Below are 14,320 nucleotides of genomic sequence, written 5' to 3' on the forward strand. Positions count from 1 at the left end.
GCCCGAATATCGCCGACGCTAACCCCCCGACATTTGACACCGCCGGGCCGCCGCAGGCGGCCCGAGCCTGTAGCCGTAGATCGGCTGAAACACGGGCCATGACCTGTCCGTCGTCAAAACGTCGTCCACTGGCCGTCGCTCTCACGGCGAAAACACGGGTTCGAGTCCCGCAGGGGTCACCAGCGATTTCAAAACTTGGCGGAAATCGCAAAGAGCAGAGCACAGAGGACCGGTTCGGGAACAGCGGCAGTGACGCCTTATCGCGGTTAGTCCGTACGCCCCGACTTGAGATACTCCATCGGCGTCGTGCCGAACGTCATCTTGAACGCGGCCGTAAACGCGCTTGGGCTGTTATAGCCGGCTTCGAAAGCCGCTTCGATAACCTTGGCCCCATCCGCCAGTCGCCTCAAGGCGTGGACCAGGCGCTGCTGGTTTCGCCATCGCCCTATGGTGAGGCCGGTTTCGCGGAGAAACAATCGTTCGGCCGTACGTCTGCTCGTGCCCGCTTGCCGGCAGATCTGTTCGAGCGGTCGAGGATCGGCGGGATAGGCGGCGAGCGCTGCGGCGACGCGACAGGCGCGCGGATCTGTCGGGTTCGGCAGGTCCAGTGGCGCCGTCGGCACCTCTTCAAGCTGGTCGATGAGGAAACGGATCAGGCGATCCTCTCTGGGGACCGCGCAACTCAGGGCCGGGAATTGGCAGGCATGGGCAATCAACGACCCAAGCAGGCCCGTTACACCGACGACACAGCATTCGGAGGGCAGCGCGGCCAATCCCGGCCGCACATAGAGACTTCGCATCGCGACATGGCCGGACATGACGATCAGGTGCTCAGCGCCCGCGGGAATCCAGACGGCCCGATGAGCAGGTGTAACCCAGGTCCCAACCCGGGTCTGAATGGTCATCGCGCCGTGGGAGGCGTAGGCCAGTTGATCGCGGGAATGGCGGTGCGGCGGAATAGTTTCGCCTGGCCGGAAATCGCGCGCAAATGTCAGGACTTCAGCCGGCTGGGCCATCCCGTCATCGTCCGTTGCCGCGTGACGCAAATCCGACATCGATTGGCAAGCTCCCGATAGAGCGGAACCGCTGCAAGGCGTACCTCACCCTACACCGATATCGGGAGATGCGCATGCACATTGGCTTGAGGCCCCTCCACCGTCGCGCGCTGCTGACCGGCGGCGGAGTAGCGATCGCCCTCCCGCTCCTCGATGCGATGGTGCCATCCATAGCCCGACGCTTCGCCGCCGAGCCGCCAGTTCGTTTTGTCGCGTTCGAGATGGTCCATGGATCGGCCGGCAGCACTGCCTATGGCCGTGAGCGGCACCTCTGGTCCCCAGCCGAAGCGGGGCGAGCCTTTCGGATGACGCCCATCCTCGAATCGCTCGGGCCGCTTCGCAATGGGCTCACCATTGTCAGCAACACCGCGCTCCTGGGCGCGATCTCGCACGATCCGTCCGAAGCTGGGCCGGGCGTGGACCATGCCCGTTCTTCGGCTTGCTTCTTGACGGGGGCGCATCCCCGAAGAGGCCACGGTGTCTTCGCCGGCGCATCGCTCGATCAGATCTACGCCAGGAGCATTCAGGACGAGACTCCCGTTCCGTCGCTCCAACTCGGCATCGAAGATCCCGACGATGCTGGAAACGGGCAGCCTTGGGCAGACGGCTATGACGCGGCTTACCGGCAATGCATCAGTTGGGCGGATGCGGCGACGCCACTGCGCCCACAGCGGCGGCTGAGCGCGGCCTTCGCGACGCTCTTCGGCCGCCCTCCGGCAGGGATGAGCAATTCCACGGGCAGCATCATCGATGCCGTGTCGGACTCCTCGGCCGGGCTTCGTCGCGATTTGAGCGTTCCTGACCGGCGGCGGATCGATGCCCATTTGGCGACAATCCGCGATGTGGAGCAGCGCATCGCCGCATTCGAGAGCGCCGTGAACACCGCGCCGCTTTTTTCCGAACATGTGCGGTTACTGAGCGATCTTCTCGTCCTCGCTTTCGCAGCGGACATCACGCGCGTCGCGACGGTAAAACTTGGCATGGACCGCAGCCAACGGGTCTATTCCGAGAGCGGTGTCGACGGGCCATTCCACATATTGTCGCATCATTCCGAAGAGCCCGAGAAGATCGAAGCATTCGGTCGGCTGAATGCCTTTCACGTGCGGCAATTCGCGTATTTTCTCGAGCGGCTTCACGAGACCGCCGACGGCGCCTCCAATCTTCTGCGTCAATCGGTGGCGCTTTACGGAAGTCCGATCGGCGACTCCCACGTCCATGCGCATGACTTCCTTCCGCTGATCCTGGCCGGTCACGCCGGCGGGCGTATCGCGGGCGGTCAACACATCATGTCCGCGCCGGGCACGCCGATGGCGAACGTCCTTCTATCGGTTGCCCACTCCCTGGGAATGGAGATGGAGCGGTTCGGCGACAGCACCGGAGCGATCGCTCTCTAACGCGAGGCCCGGCTCATTTCCCCCGACAAAGCCGAGGCGTGCCTCGTCAGGAAGGGCTGGCGCCGGAGAGGGCGTAGACGCGTCGTGCATTACCGCCGAACACCGCGTCCCGGGCGCTCGGCGCGATCAGGGCCTGCGCCTGGGCGAGCCAGGGCGCATAATCCTCGGCCAGGGTGAGGACGGGCCAATCGCTCCCCCAGATCAATCGGTCCGCGCCGAATGCGTCGATCAATATCGCCGCGATCTCACCGATACGCGATGTCAGGCCGGGCTCGGTGACCAGTCCCGACAATTTGCACACGACATTGGCGCGATCGGCGAGCGCGCGCATCTCGGCTTCCCAGCCGGGAAGATCGCCGACATCAGGTTTGGCGGCATGGTCGATGACGATCGACAGCGCCGGATGCCGCGCGGCGAGACGATGCAATGCGGCCAAGTGCCGCGGGCGGACCAGCGCGTCGAGCACCAGCCCGCGTTCGGCCATCGCGGCGAGGGCGTCGTCGATCGCAGGATCGTCATACCAGTCGGCGGCGCGATCCTGCACCATCGGGCGCAGGCCCTTGAGCATCGGATGCGACGGTAATGTGCCCCGCAGATCGCTCCAGCCGACTATTCCCAGCACCAGCGGATCATCGGCAAGCGACAGCAGCCAGCCGGTATCGACGGCATCGTCCTGGCTCTGGACCAGCACCACGCCGTCAATCCCGTTGGCCGCCGCCAGCGCGCGCAGCTCGGGCAGTTCGACATTGCGATGGATCGCCTCCAAATCGGGGGGCGGCCAAGTGCAGCCATGCTCGCCGATCCGCCAGAGATGGACATGGGCGTCGATCATGCCGCCTTCCGCCGAGTCAACGCGAAGCCGAGCACGACGAGGAAGCAGCAAGCGGGCACGGCCATCGCGTTGACCATCGACCCGGTGCGATCGGACACTAGGCCCATCACCGCCGGAAAGACGGCTCCCCCGACGATCGCCATGACCAGCAGGGCGGCGGCCGACTTGGTCCGCGCCCCGAGACCGTCGACCGTCTCGGCGAAGATCGTCGGGTACATGATCGACATGAAGAAGCTCGAGGCGATCAGCGCGACGATGCCGCTCATGCCTCCCACGATCGTGGCGAAGAGACACAGCAGGGCGCCGGCCACCGCGAAAATGGCGAGCAGCGACGGTGCGCGTACCACGCCCATCAGCGCCGAGCCGACGAACCGCCCCGCCATGAAGGTGACGAGCGAGATGGTGAGATAGCCCGCCGCGACGCGCTCGGGCGTGCCGGGCACGGCGACTTCGGCGTAACGGATGAGGAAACTCCACACGCCGACCTGCGCGCCGACATAGAAGAATTGCGCCAGGACCCCGAGCAGGACGCGAGGATCACGGAGCAGGGCGCGAAAATCGTCGAGGGCGCCGACATCTTCCTCGACCTCGCGCTGCGTCGCGATCGCGGGGAAAGCGGTCAACCGGATCAACACCGCCCAAGCGAGCACACCAAGGCCGATCAGCAGATAGGGCAGCTGCACAGCGGCGGCTTCACCCGCGCGCCACTGCGCCAGGACGTCCGGGGGCATCGCGGCGATCTCGGCCGGGCTGTGCGCCACCCCCGACAGGATGAACTGGCTGCCGATGACGATCCCGGTAATCGAGCCGAGCGGGTTGAACGCCTGGGCGAGATTGAGCCGCCGCGCCGCGCTCTCCGACGGTCCGAGCCGCGCGATGAGCGGGTTGGCCGACGTCTCGAGGAACGAAAGCCCGCTTGCGATAACGAACAAGGCGGCCAGGAAGAACGGATAGCTTTGCATGCTTGCTGCCGGCCAGAACAGTAACGCACCCGCGCCATAGAAGCACAGACCGAGCAACACCGCGGCGCGATAGCCATACGCACGCATGAACAAGGCGGCCGGAATGGCGAGGCAGAAATAGCCGAGATAGAAAGCCGACTGGACGAGCCCGGCCTGCAGATCGCCGAGAACGAACAGTTTCTTGAAGTGCGCGATCAGGATGTCGTTGAGATTGTTCGCGATCCCCCATAGGAAGAACAGCGCGACGATCAGCACGAAAGGCAATAGGCGCGCCGTCGGCACCGGCGGTTCGTCGCTCATGCCGGTTCCTTCCCGTCGATCCGCATCACCGGCATGGCCATCCTCTCTCTCCGACTTTTGCTGGCGAGCCTAGAGCAATTTTTCTCCTGGCAAAGCTGTTTTTTACTAGTGAACAAAGATAGGTGGATCGACGCGGGAGGGCCATCATGCCAAAGACAGCCACGAAGACGAGGACGTTGACGATGGCTGACGATGAGGATCGCGGCGCGGATTCGCGGTATCGCGCACCGGCGCTCGAAAAGGGCTTGGACGTGCTGGAATTGCTCGCGGCGCAGGCCGGCCCGATGACGCTGACCGAAATCGTCCACGCGCTCGACCGCTCGCATGGCGAACTGTTCCGCATGGTCCAGGTGCTCGAACACCGCGGCTATATCGAACAGGATCCGGCCGAGGATGGCTATCGCCTGACCGACCGGCTGTTCTCGCTCGGCATGCAGCAGCCGCGCACCGCCAATCTGATCGAGGTCGCATTGCCGGTGATGCGTCAACTCGCGCTCGACGTCGGCCAATCATGCCACCTCGCACTGCATACGCGCGGGCAGATGGTGGTGGTGGCGCGGATGGAATCGGGCGAGCAAATCGGTTTTTCGGTACGTGTCGGCTATCGCCGCCCGCTGATGCAGACGGCGTCGGGCATGATCCTCTACGCGCATCAGCCCGAGGACGTCCGCCGCCGGTGGGAAAAGATGTTCGATCCGCCGATCCCCGAAGCCGAGATGGCGGCGCTGCGCGCACGCGCCGACGAGATCGCCGAGCGCCATGTCGAACAGACGCCGAGCCATTTCGTCGCCGGGATCACCGACATTTCCGCGCCCGTGATGCGCGGCGGCAGCGCGGCGGCGGCGCTGACCGTCCCCTATCTGAAGAAGATCCAGCCATCGGCGTCCACGCGCGAGACCGCGGCGTTGGTACGCAAGGCGGCGGAGGCGATTTCCGAACAACTCGTCGAGGGCGATAGCCGCGCCTGAACGGCGCGTCGCGGCTCTATTCCTTCCGGGCCGGGATGGGCACGTCGGCCCGTAACACGTCCGCCGCCTTCAGATCGCTCCACAGGCCGTCGGGGACAGGCGCGGCGATATTGGCCATTGTCGCCCGTACCTCGTCGGGACTGGCGAGGCCGACGATCACGCTCGCTGCCTGGGGGTGAGCGAGGACGAACTGCAACGCGGCGGCTGGCAAGGTCACCTGATGCGCCTCGCATATCCGTTCGATCGCACGCACCCGCTGCCGGATCGCGTCGGGCACGCCGGCATAATCGTAATGCGCGGCGGGCGCGTCCGCCCCCAGCGCGAGGATTCCCGAATTGTAGACACCGGCCAGGACCAGCGCGGTTCCGGTGGCGGCACAGCGCGGGAAAAGGTCATCGATCGGGCTTTGCTCGAGCAACGTGTAGCGGCCGGCAAGTAGGATGATATCGAGCGACACGCGCTCCATCAGTTCGAGACACACCTCGGTCTCATTGACGCCCACGCCGATCGCCGACACCGCCTTTTGGTCGCGGAGTTCCTCGAGCGCCGCGAAGCCGCCCTTGTCCAGCAATTCGCTCATCCGGGCGTCATGTGCCGCCCCGTGGACGCGGCGACCGATGTCATGGACATAGAGGATATCCACGCGATCGCGGCCAAGCCGTTTCAAGCTGGCCTCGTACGATCGCATTATCCCGTCGCGCGAATAGTCATAGACCGGCGCGAAAGCCGGCGCGTCGACAAAACCATGGCGGTCGCGCTCCGCGGTCGCGGCCAGCGGCTCGAGCACCCGACCTACCTTGGTCGAGATGACGACATCGCCGTTACCAGCGGTCGCCTGGCCCAAACGCGTCTCCGCCAGTCCGAAACCGTAATAGGGAGCGGTATCGGCATAGAGCAGCCCGGCCTCGATCGCCGCGGCGATCGTCGCCTCGGCAGTGTCGTCATCGACCGCCCGATAGAGATTGCCGAGCGGGGCAGTCCCGAAGCCGATCGGGGGCAAATTCAGGCCGGTCATTGCGCGTCCAGGTCGAAGATCTGCGTCATCTGCACCCATTTCTCTCCTGCGCGCGCGAACGGCAAAGGTCGCTGGAACCGCCACATCAAGCTTTCCCAACGGTCGATCTCGGGCGGAGCCGGAACCGGCCGCGGATAATCGTCTACCGCTTCGACGATCATCATCAGCCGGTCGCCCGCACGCCAGATCTCCATATGCTCGGCGCCCTGGGCGCGGATATGAGCGACCACTTCCGGCCAGCCTGATCCGGGGGCATGGCGTGCCTCATATTCGGCGATCAGTGCCGCGTCGTCGATCAGGTCGAGCACGTAGCAAAAGCGCCGGGTAGCAGGCACTTCGGACGGATCGGCATTTCCCATATTCCCCTCCTATCGACCGCTCGGCGACGGTCCCTACCCTAAAGCGCGCTTGCGCCGACGGCAATCAGCACATATGAAAATACACTACACCAGCAAAATATTAGCCGACAACGACGGGGGCAGAACGCGAACGCCATGGCCAGCATCGTCAAGCTTCGTGTGCTCGACATCCGGTTCCCGACCTCGACGCGGCTCGACGGGTCGGATGCGATGAATCCGGATCCCGATTATTCGGCCGCTTATTGCATCCTCGAGACCGACCAGCCCGATCTCACCGGACACGGTCTGACCTTCACGATTGGCCGCGGCAACGATATCTGCTGCGCCGCGATCGAGGCACTGGCACCTTTGGTCGAAGGACTGCACCTCGACTGGATCCGGGCTGATGGCGCGCGTTTCTGGCGGCACATGACGGGCGACAGCCAGCTCCGCTGGATCGGGCCGGAAAAGGGCGTGATCCATCTGGCAACCGGCGCCGTGGTCAATGCTGTGTGGGATCTGCTGGCGAAGCAGGCCGGCAAGCCGCTGTGGCGGCTGGTCGGCGAGATGAGCCCCGAGGAGATCGTCGGGCTGATCGATTTCCGCTACATCACCGACTGCATCACGCCCGAGGAAGCGGTGGCGCTGCTGACCGAGCGCGCAGCGGGAAAGGCAATGCGGGTCGCCGACCTCGAGGCGAACGGCTACCCCTGCTACACGACGTCGGCAGGGTGGCTGGGCTATTCGGACGAGAAATTGGTCCAGCTCTGCCGCGAAGCCGTCGCCGCGGGGTTCAATCACGTCAAGCTCAAGGTCGGGCGCTCGCTGCAGGAGGACATCCGCCGGGTCACCCTGGCGCGTGAAGCGATCGGACCGGATCGCCAGTTGATGATCGACGCCAATCAAGTGTGGGAAGTCGAGGAGGCGATCGCGCATGTCCGTGAGCTCGCTTTCGCCAGCCCCTGGTTCATCGAAGAACCGACCAGCCCCGACGATATCGAGGGGCACCGGCGCATTCGCGAAGGGATCGCGCCGGTCAAGGTCGCGACGGGGGAGATGTGCCAGAACCGTATCCTGTTCAAGCAATTCATCATGCGCGGCGCGATCGACGTGGTGCAGCTCGACGCGTGCCGGCTGGGCGGCGTCAACGAAGTGCTGGCGGTGCTGCTGATGGCGGCGAAATACGATCTCCCGGTCTGCCCGCATGCCGGCGGCGTCGGGTTGTGCGAATATGTCCAGCATCTGGCGATGATCGATTGTCTCTGCTTCGCCGGCACCAAAGACGGCCGTGTCGCCGAATATGTCGATCATCTTCACGAGCATTTCGTCGAGCCGTGCGAAGTGGCCGACGGCGCCTATCGCGTGCCGCGAGCGCCTGGCTATTCGATCGAGATGAAGCCGGCCACGCTCGCCGCCTTCGCCTTTCGAAAGGCCGCCGCGGCGGCCTGATCAGCCGGCGGGATCGCCATAGAGAATGCCCCGTCCGTCGGTTCCGATATAGACTCGGCCGCGGCGGCGGGGATCGCCCGAAATCACGCGGAAGCGGCCGCCCCAGCGATGTTCTGCATCGTCGATGCGACCCCAATGGGCGCCCCCATCGGGCGATCGCCATATGCCGGTCTCTTCGGCGCGCCTGGCGACGGCATAGACGGCAGGATTTGCCGGCGAGCTGCCGAGCCCCAGGCCGAACAAGGCGATATCGAGATCGGGCGCGAGCCGCTGAAAGGTCGGGCCGCCATCGCGGCTGCGGTAAAGCTCAGTGCCGCACAGCAGGAACAGGTCGCCCGGCGCGAAGGGCGAAGCGACCAGAGCGGGCTGGCTTTCGCGGCCCCGAGGACGAGCCAGCGACAGATCGGCACACAAGCCTCGTGTCGCCATCGGCGCGAAATGCTCGCCGCCATCGACGCTGGCGAAGATCCGACGGGTGTCGGGATCGATCGCCCAGGCGAGCCTGGCGTCGACCTTGTCGGCAACGATCCGGACATTGCGGGGCAGTCCGACAATCTCGACCCACTTCTTGCCGCGATCGCGCGTCAGCAGCGGACGTTCCGCGGCGACGAAGAAGCGCTGGCCGTCGGCCGAAACGGTAATCGGTGCCTTGCCTTGCGCTTCCAGGCCATGCCCGTCGTTCCACAAGGGCGTCCGCAACGGATGCCAGCTTGCGCCGCCATCGTCGGACCAGCCGAGGCCGGCCTCGATCTCCTGCCCGTCATGGACATTGCCGCTGCGCACCAGCACGAGCCCGGCGCGGCCGGCATAATCGAGCGTATTGGTATTGGTATTGCGCGGCGACAGGAACATGCCCGGCGGCGAGCGCCCGAAATCGCGATGGACGAACCCGCCGAGGTCGCCGAAGCCGGAGATCAAAGGTGCGCCGGCGGTCGGGCTGGTCAGCGTGATGATCGCGGTCTGCTCGACGCCTTTGGTCCAGGGCGTCCAGAGCAACGCAGGCTTGGCGGCATCGTTCGTGACATAGACCGTGTCGCCGGTCGTATAGGCCAGCCGCCCGGGATCGAACGGGTCGAGCGCCAGCCCGGCTATCCAATGGCCGAGAGCGGCTTCCGGGCGGCCCCAATTGAGGAACGGCGTCGCGCGCGTGTCCCGCCGGCTCAGCGGACCGAGATCGGCCCAGTGCCGGCCGCCGTCGGTCGTGCGCCACAGGGTGTCGCCCGGCTTCCAGCGATTGAAGGTCGAGGCATAAGCGATGCCCCCGCGCTTCGGATCGGCGGCGATGCCGATATAGCCGCCAGGCGGTGCGTCGGGGCGCGGATCAGGCGTAATGTCGTGGAACTCGCCCGATGGCTCGAGCGCCCAGATCGCGCCTCTGGTGACGCCGCTCGGCCCGACGCCGTCGGCATAGGTCACGTAGAGCCGGCCCGCGCGGTCGATCGCCGCCTTGACCGGCAACAACCCCTTGGGGCCGCCGATCACGCGCGACCAGTTCTTGCCATCGTCGTCCGATCGCAACAGCCCCGCGCTTCCCGCGTCGGCGATACCGGCAAAGACGCGCGAGCGACCGCGGTCGAACAGGACGAAACCGATCCCGGCATGCGTTTCGCGGGGCGGAGGCGCCCCGGCGCCGGCATAGGGAAAGGCCTTGTCTCGCCGCCAATGAAGCCCGGCATCGTCGCTCCGCCACAGACCATCGTGACGCGACCCGAACAATAGCTGCCGCGTGTCGCGCGGATCGACCGCCAACCGCTCGCCCAGGCCCCGCCCTGCCTCGTTGCCGCCCATGCGGAACGGTACCGGGACCGTCCGCCAATGCGTCCCGCGATCGTCCGAGCGCAGCATCGCGGCAGCGCCGCGGAACGACATGCCGACCGCGGCATAGACGCGGTCGCGCGCGACCGGATCGGGCGCGATGCTCTCGACCCCGAAATAGCTTCCCTCCGCAATGCCATCCATCAACGGCACCCAGGTGCCGGTCTTGTCCTCCCAGCGATAGGCACCGCCCATATCGGTGCGCAGATAGGCGAGCCCCGGCGCCGCGGTACTGAAGACGATGCCCGGCGCGAACCCGCCGCCGCCGACGGTAATATTGGTCCAGCGATAGGGCGCGCCGGCCGGTGCCATGGCGGAGGCGGGCGCGAGCACGGCGAGCCCGGTCAAGACCAGGGCCATGACGATTCGTCTGACAATCATGCGATTAGTTCGAATTCCAGTTGGGGACGGATAGGGAGGAAACGCGTCGTTGCTCGTCAGCTCTTCGGCGCCGGCAGCCGCACGACGTGACGTTCGCCGGCGAACGATATCGTGATCGTCACGATCCGGTCGCCGCGGAGTTTCAGCTTCTCGCTCACCACCTGGCCGCCCTCGACCCCGCCCGGCTGGACGTCGACCTGTTTGAGCAGCACCTCGTCGAGCTTGCTGACATTGACCCTCGGCGCCGCCGACCGGGTGCGGTCGATCGTGTCCTGCGGCACGCCCGAAGAAACCGACGCCATCCCGCCGGTATAACCGGTCGTGTCGAGCTGACCCACCCCGTTGGTCGACAAGGTCGACGCCGCATAAGCGGACGCCGCGGCGCTTCCGCCGGCGACCGACGGCTTCTCCGCTGCTTCGACGAGCAAGGTTTCGCGCGGCACCATCGCGATCGCCTTGCCGTCGGCATCGGCGATCGAGATGTCGCCCGGCCCGAGTACCGCAGCCGCCTTGCCGCGATTGACCGCGACGATGTGGAGCACCAGGCGGCCTTTGGCCAAACTGCCCTCGGCAACGACGTGAACGTCGCCGACCTTGCCGGGCGATACGATATCGCTTCCGGGTTTGCCGTCGACCGGCGCGATCTCCTGCGCCCAGGCCGGGCCGATGGCGAAGGCAAATAATGCGGTCAGCGGAATTGCTATCCTCATGTCCGATCCTTTCCTCTTCAGGCGCTGCCCCCCGGCATCCGGCAATGGCGGTCGATGAATGCGGCCTGCGAGGGCATTTGGCCGACGGTATCGCCAATCACCTTACGCATCGCGGCAAGCACGCGGCGCGCATCGCCCTCGGGTACCGCCAGCGTCATCGGATCGTAGCCGCGCGGCGTCACCCCCTGCCCCAGCAGTACGGCGAGCCAACTCGTTACCTCGAACAGATCCTTGCCGCGGTCCAGCAGTCGGCCGGTGCGTTCGAACGCGTCGATCTTGGCGGCCAGCGTCTCCGGAATCTCGATCGCCCGGCACATCCGCCAGAATTCGGAATCGTCACGCTCGACGCGGTTATAATGGAGCACCAGGAAATCGCGCACGCTCTCATATTCGGCGGCGACCTGGCGGTTATATTCGGAACGCACGCCGGGGTCGAAGCCACGATCGGGAAACCAGGCGAGCAATTTGGTGAGGCCCGACTGGATCAGGTGGATGCTGGTCGATTCGAGCGGTTCGAGGAAGCCGGAGGCTAGCCCCAGCGACACGCAGTTCCCGGCCCAGAAATTGCGACGCCGTCCGGTGGTGAAGCGCAACGGACGGGGCTCACCCGTCGCGGCCGTGCCCACATCCTCGACTAGCACGCGCGCCGCCTCGTCGTCGGAGATGAACTCGCTGCAATAGACGTGACCGTTGCCGGTGCGGTGCTGAAGCGGAATGCGCCATTGCCAGCCAGCGCTACGCGCGGTCGAACGCGTATAGGGGGGCAAGTCGGCAAGCCGTTCGCTCGGCATCGCCAGCGCGCGATTGCAGGGCAGCCAGCGACTCCAATCCTCATAAGGTTCGCCCAGCGCCTGGCCGATCAACAGCCCGCGAAAGCCGGTGCAGTCGATGAACAACTCGCCCGCGACCTCACGCCCATCGTCGAGCGTCAGCCGTTCGATCAACCCGCTTTCGCCATTGATCCCCACATCGGCGATCTTGCCCTCGACCCGGCGCACGCCCTTGGCCTCGGCATAATTCCGCAGGAAGCGCGCGTAGAGCATCGCGTCGAAATGATACGCGTAGGAAAAGGTGGAGAAGACACCGGGCGATGCCGCGCCCGGTCGGTCGAACTTGCCCGCCATAGCCGCCTGCTCGGTCAGCGAGAAAGCCGAGAGCGGTATCTCATCCCCCGCCGCGCGGCAGCGCAGCCATTGCTGGTGGAACGGGGTCATGCCGAAATCGTCGCCGTACCGGCCGAATGGGTGAAAATAGCGATGGCCCCGGCGCGTCCAGTCGACAAACTCGATCCCGAGTTTGAAGGTTCCGCCGGTCGCCCGGACGAATTCGTCCTCGTCGATGCCGAGCAGGCCGTTGAACAATTGGAGCGGCGGGATCGTCGCCTCGCCGACGCCGACCGTGCCAATCTCCTCCGATTCGACGAGCGTGATCGTGCAGCCGCTTGCGCCCATCGCCAGCGACAAGGCGGAGGCCGCCATCCAGCCCGCGGTGCCACCACCGGCGATCACGATCGAGCGGATCGGACCGGGCCCGCCGCTCATGCCGCTGCCTTCGCCGCGCAGCAACTGGCGATGAACGCCGCTTGCTCGGGCATGCGCTCGGCGGCGCGCGCGATTGCGTTTGCGCGCTGGTTCATGCCGCCCCGGAGGTGCTCGGGCGGGAGCCGGTCGACGAGCGGATCGTAACGACGCGGGAGCATGTTGTTGCCCAGGAAGATCGCCACCCAACTGGGTTCCTGATACGATTCCTCGGAGAACAAGGCGACGCGACCACAGCTTTCGAACACGGCGATCTTGTAGGCGAGCGTGTCGGGAATCGGCAGCTGCGCGCAATGCCGCCAGAACGGCTCGGGCCGCCGTGTCGGACAGTAATGCAGGATCAGGAAATCGCGAATCCGCTCCCACTCGCCTTGCGTGACGCGGTTATATTCCTCGATCATCACCGGGTCGAAGCGGCGGTCCGGAAGCAATTCGATCACGCGCGCAAGCGCGGTCTGGATCAGCTGGATGCTGGTCGATTCGAGCGGCTCCATGAACCCGGCGGCAAGCCCGACTGCCACCACATTCTTTTCCCAGAAACGCTGGCGATGCCCCGTCTTGAACCTGAGCAGGCGCGGCTCGCCCAAGGCCGGCGCGTCGAGCCCGTCGAGCAGCGTCGCCGCTGCCTCGTCGTCGGAGATGAAATCGCTGCAATAAACGTGGCCATTACCCGTGCGATGCTGCAGCGGGATGCGCCACTGCCAGCCCGCCGTCTTAGCGGTCGAGCGCGTGAATGGCGTGAGGTGCTCGACCGGCTCGGATCCCACCGCGACCGCGCGGTCGCAGGGCAGCAGGCTCGACCAGTCGCGAAAGCCGATGCCGAGCGCCTTGTCGATCAACAACCCGACGAAACCCGAGCAATCGATGAAGAAATCGCCGCCGATCGTCTCGCCATCGGCCATCGTCACGCTTCGCACGAAGCCGGTCTCGGGATCGAGGTCTACCCCCGTGATCCGCCCTTCGCGCCGGCGCACGCCGCGCGCTTCCGAATGGGCGCGCAGGAAGCGGGCATAGAGGCCGGCGTCGAAATGGTAGGCGTGCTTGAAGAAGGCGTCTTCGGCCGGCAGCGTCTCGGCCGGGGCGAAGCGGCCTCGTCGGGCGGCGGCATAAGGCATCGACCAATCCTCGATTGGTCGCGGGTCGCCCATGCGGTGGAGCTTGAGCCAGTGATGGTGCGGCGAGATTCCCTCGATCGCGTCGCCATAATCGCCGAAGCCATTGAAATGTAGATTGCCCACTTCGCCCCAGTCGCGGAACTCCACGCCGAGTTTGAACGAGCCGTTGGTGGCCGCGACGAAATCGCGTTCGTCGATGCCGAGCAACCCGTTGAAATGAGTCATCAAGGGCACCGTGCCCTCACCGACGCCGACGATACCGATCTCGTCGGATTCGATCAGCACAATCTCGCAGGCGGGCGGGGGAAGAAACCGGGCAAATGTCGCGGCCGCCATCCATCCCGCGGAGCCCCCGCCGACGATGACGATCTTCTTAAGCGCCGCTTGATTCATATCATGGAGTCGCCGGCTAGTTACCCTTGATGGGCGAAGAAAGAGGTCCCCGCAA

General features: G+C 65.6%; 12 protein-coding genes. 3 read left to right on the top strand and 9 right to left on the bottom strand.

What is annotated here, in order from left to right:
• Nucleotides 1-266 precede the first annotated feature (266 nt).
• Nucleotides 267-1,055 carry an AraC family transcriptional regulator gene (locus tag SMA01S_RS19200; RefSeq protein WP_066826299.1) on the bottom strand — a complete coding sequence of 263 codons (789 nt, stop codon included), beginning with the start codon at nucleotides 1,053-1,055 and terminating at the stop codon, nucleotides 267-269.
• Between the two features lie 74 nt (nucleotides 1,056-1,129).
• On the opposite strand from SMA01S_RS19200, the gene SMA01S_RS19210 reads away from it, so the two are divergent.
• Nucleotides 1,130-2,449: a DUF1552 domain-containing protein gene (locus SMA01S_RS19210; protein ID WP_169804278.1), complete on the top strand. Its 1,320-nt coding sequence runs from the start codon at nucleotides 1,130-1,132 to the stop codon at nucleotides 2,447-2,449.
• Nucleotides 2,450-2,495: 46 nt separating this feature from the next.
• Here SMA01S_RS19210 and SMA01S_RS19215 read toward each other — a convergent pair whose 3' ends face one another.
• Both SMA01S_RS19215 and fucP read right to left on the bottom strand, forming a co-directional pair.
• Complete coding sequence (locus SMA01S_RS19215; protein WP_066826308.1) at nucleotides 2,496-3,281, bottom strand: amidohydrolase family protein; 786 nt, start codon at nucleotides 3,279-3,281, stop codon at nucleotides 2,496-2,498.
• On the bottom strand, nucleotides 3,278-4,543 hold the full coding sequence (fucP, locus tag SMA01S_RS19220) for an L-fucose:H+ symporter permease (RefSeq protein ID WP_066826311.1): 1,266 nt from the start codon (nucleotides 4,541-4,543) through the stop codon (nucleotides 3,278-3,280). The genes SMA01S_RS19215 and fucP overlap by 4 nt, the downstream gene beginning before the upstream one ends.
• Before the next feature lie 182 nt (nucleotides 4,544-4,725).
• On the opposite strand from fucP, the gene SMA01S_RS19225 reads away from it, so the two are divergent.
• Nucleotides 4,726-5,511 (top strand): IclR family transcriptional regulator, encoded by a 786-nt coding sequence (locus SMA01S_RS19225; RefSeq protein WP_066826360.1) that lies wholly within the window; start codon nucleotides 4,726-4,728, stop codon nucleotides 5,509-5,511.
• 16 nt (nucleotides 5,512-5,527) lie between these two features.
• Here the strand turns inward: SMA01S_RS19225 and SMA01S_RS19230 are convergent, their stop codons facing one another.
• Entirely contained in the window at nucleotides 5,528-6,526 is a 999-nt protein-coding gene (locus tag SMA01S_RS19230) for an aldo/keto reductase (RefSeq protein ID WP_066826314.1), read from the bottom strand.
• Nucleotides 6,523-6,885, bottom strand: coding sequence for an L-rhamnose mutarotase (locus SMA01S_RS19235; RefSeq protein ID WP_066826317.1), 363 nt, complete (start codon nucleotides 6,883-6,885; stop codon nucleotides 6,523-6,525). The genes SMA01S_RS19230 and SMA01S_RS19235 overlap by 4 nt, the downstream gene beginning before the upstream one ends.
• Before the next feature lie 135 nt (nucleotides 6,886-7,020).
• Here SMA01S_RS19235 and SMA01S_RS19240 point away from each other — a divergent pair, with 135 nt between their 5' ends.
• The gene (locus SMA01S_RS19240; protein WP_066826320.1) at nucleotides 7,021-8,313 is read left to right on the top strand and encodes an L-fuconate dehydratase; all 1,293 of its coding nucleotides are present in this window, start codon (nucleotides 7,021-7,023) and stop codon (nucleotides 8,311-8,313) included.
• Here the strand turns inward: SMA01S_RS19240 and SMA01S_RS19245 are convergent, their stop codons facing one another.
• From SMA01S_RS19245 to SMA01S_RS19260, 4 genes are all read right to left on the bottom strand, one after another.
• Nucleotides 8,314-10,488: a beta propeller repeat protein gene (locus SMA01S_RS19245; protein ID WP_066826322.1), complete on the bottom strand. Its 2,175-nt coding sequence runs from the start codon at nucleotides 10,486-10,488 to the stop codon at nucleotides 8,314-8,316.
• A gap of 77 nt (nucleotides 10,489-10,565) precedes the next feature.
• Nucleotides 10,566-11,219, bottom strand: coding sequence for a hypothetical protein (locus SMA01S_RS19250; protein ID WP_066826325.1), 654 nt, complete (start codon nucleotides 11,217-11,219; stop codon nucleotides 10,566-10,568).
• 17 nt (nucleotides 11,220-11,236) lie between these two features.
• On the bottom strand, nucleotides 11,237-12,760 hold the full coding sequence (locus tag SMA01S_RS19255; RefSeq protein WP_066826363.1) for a tryptophan halogenase family protein: 1,524 nt from the start codon (nucleotides 12,758-12,760) through the stop codon (nucleotides 11,237-11,239).
• Entirely contained in the window at nucleotides 12,757-14,265 is a 1,509-nt protein-coding gene (locus SMA01S_RS19260; protein WP_066826328.1) for a tryptophan halogenase family protein, read from the bottom strand. Before SMA01S_RS19260 ends, SMA01S_RS19255 begins: the two co-directional genes overlap by 4 nt.
• Nucleotides 14,266-14,320: the final 55 nt, after the last annotated feature.

Origin of the sequence: Sphingomonas mali NBRC 15500 (assembly GCF_001598415.1) — a bacterium.
GTDB classification, from domain to species: Bacteria; Pseudomonadota; Alphaproteobacteria; order Sphingomonadales; family Sphingomonadaceae; genus Sphingomonas; species Sphingomonas mali.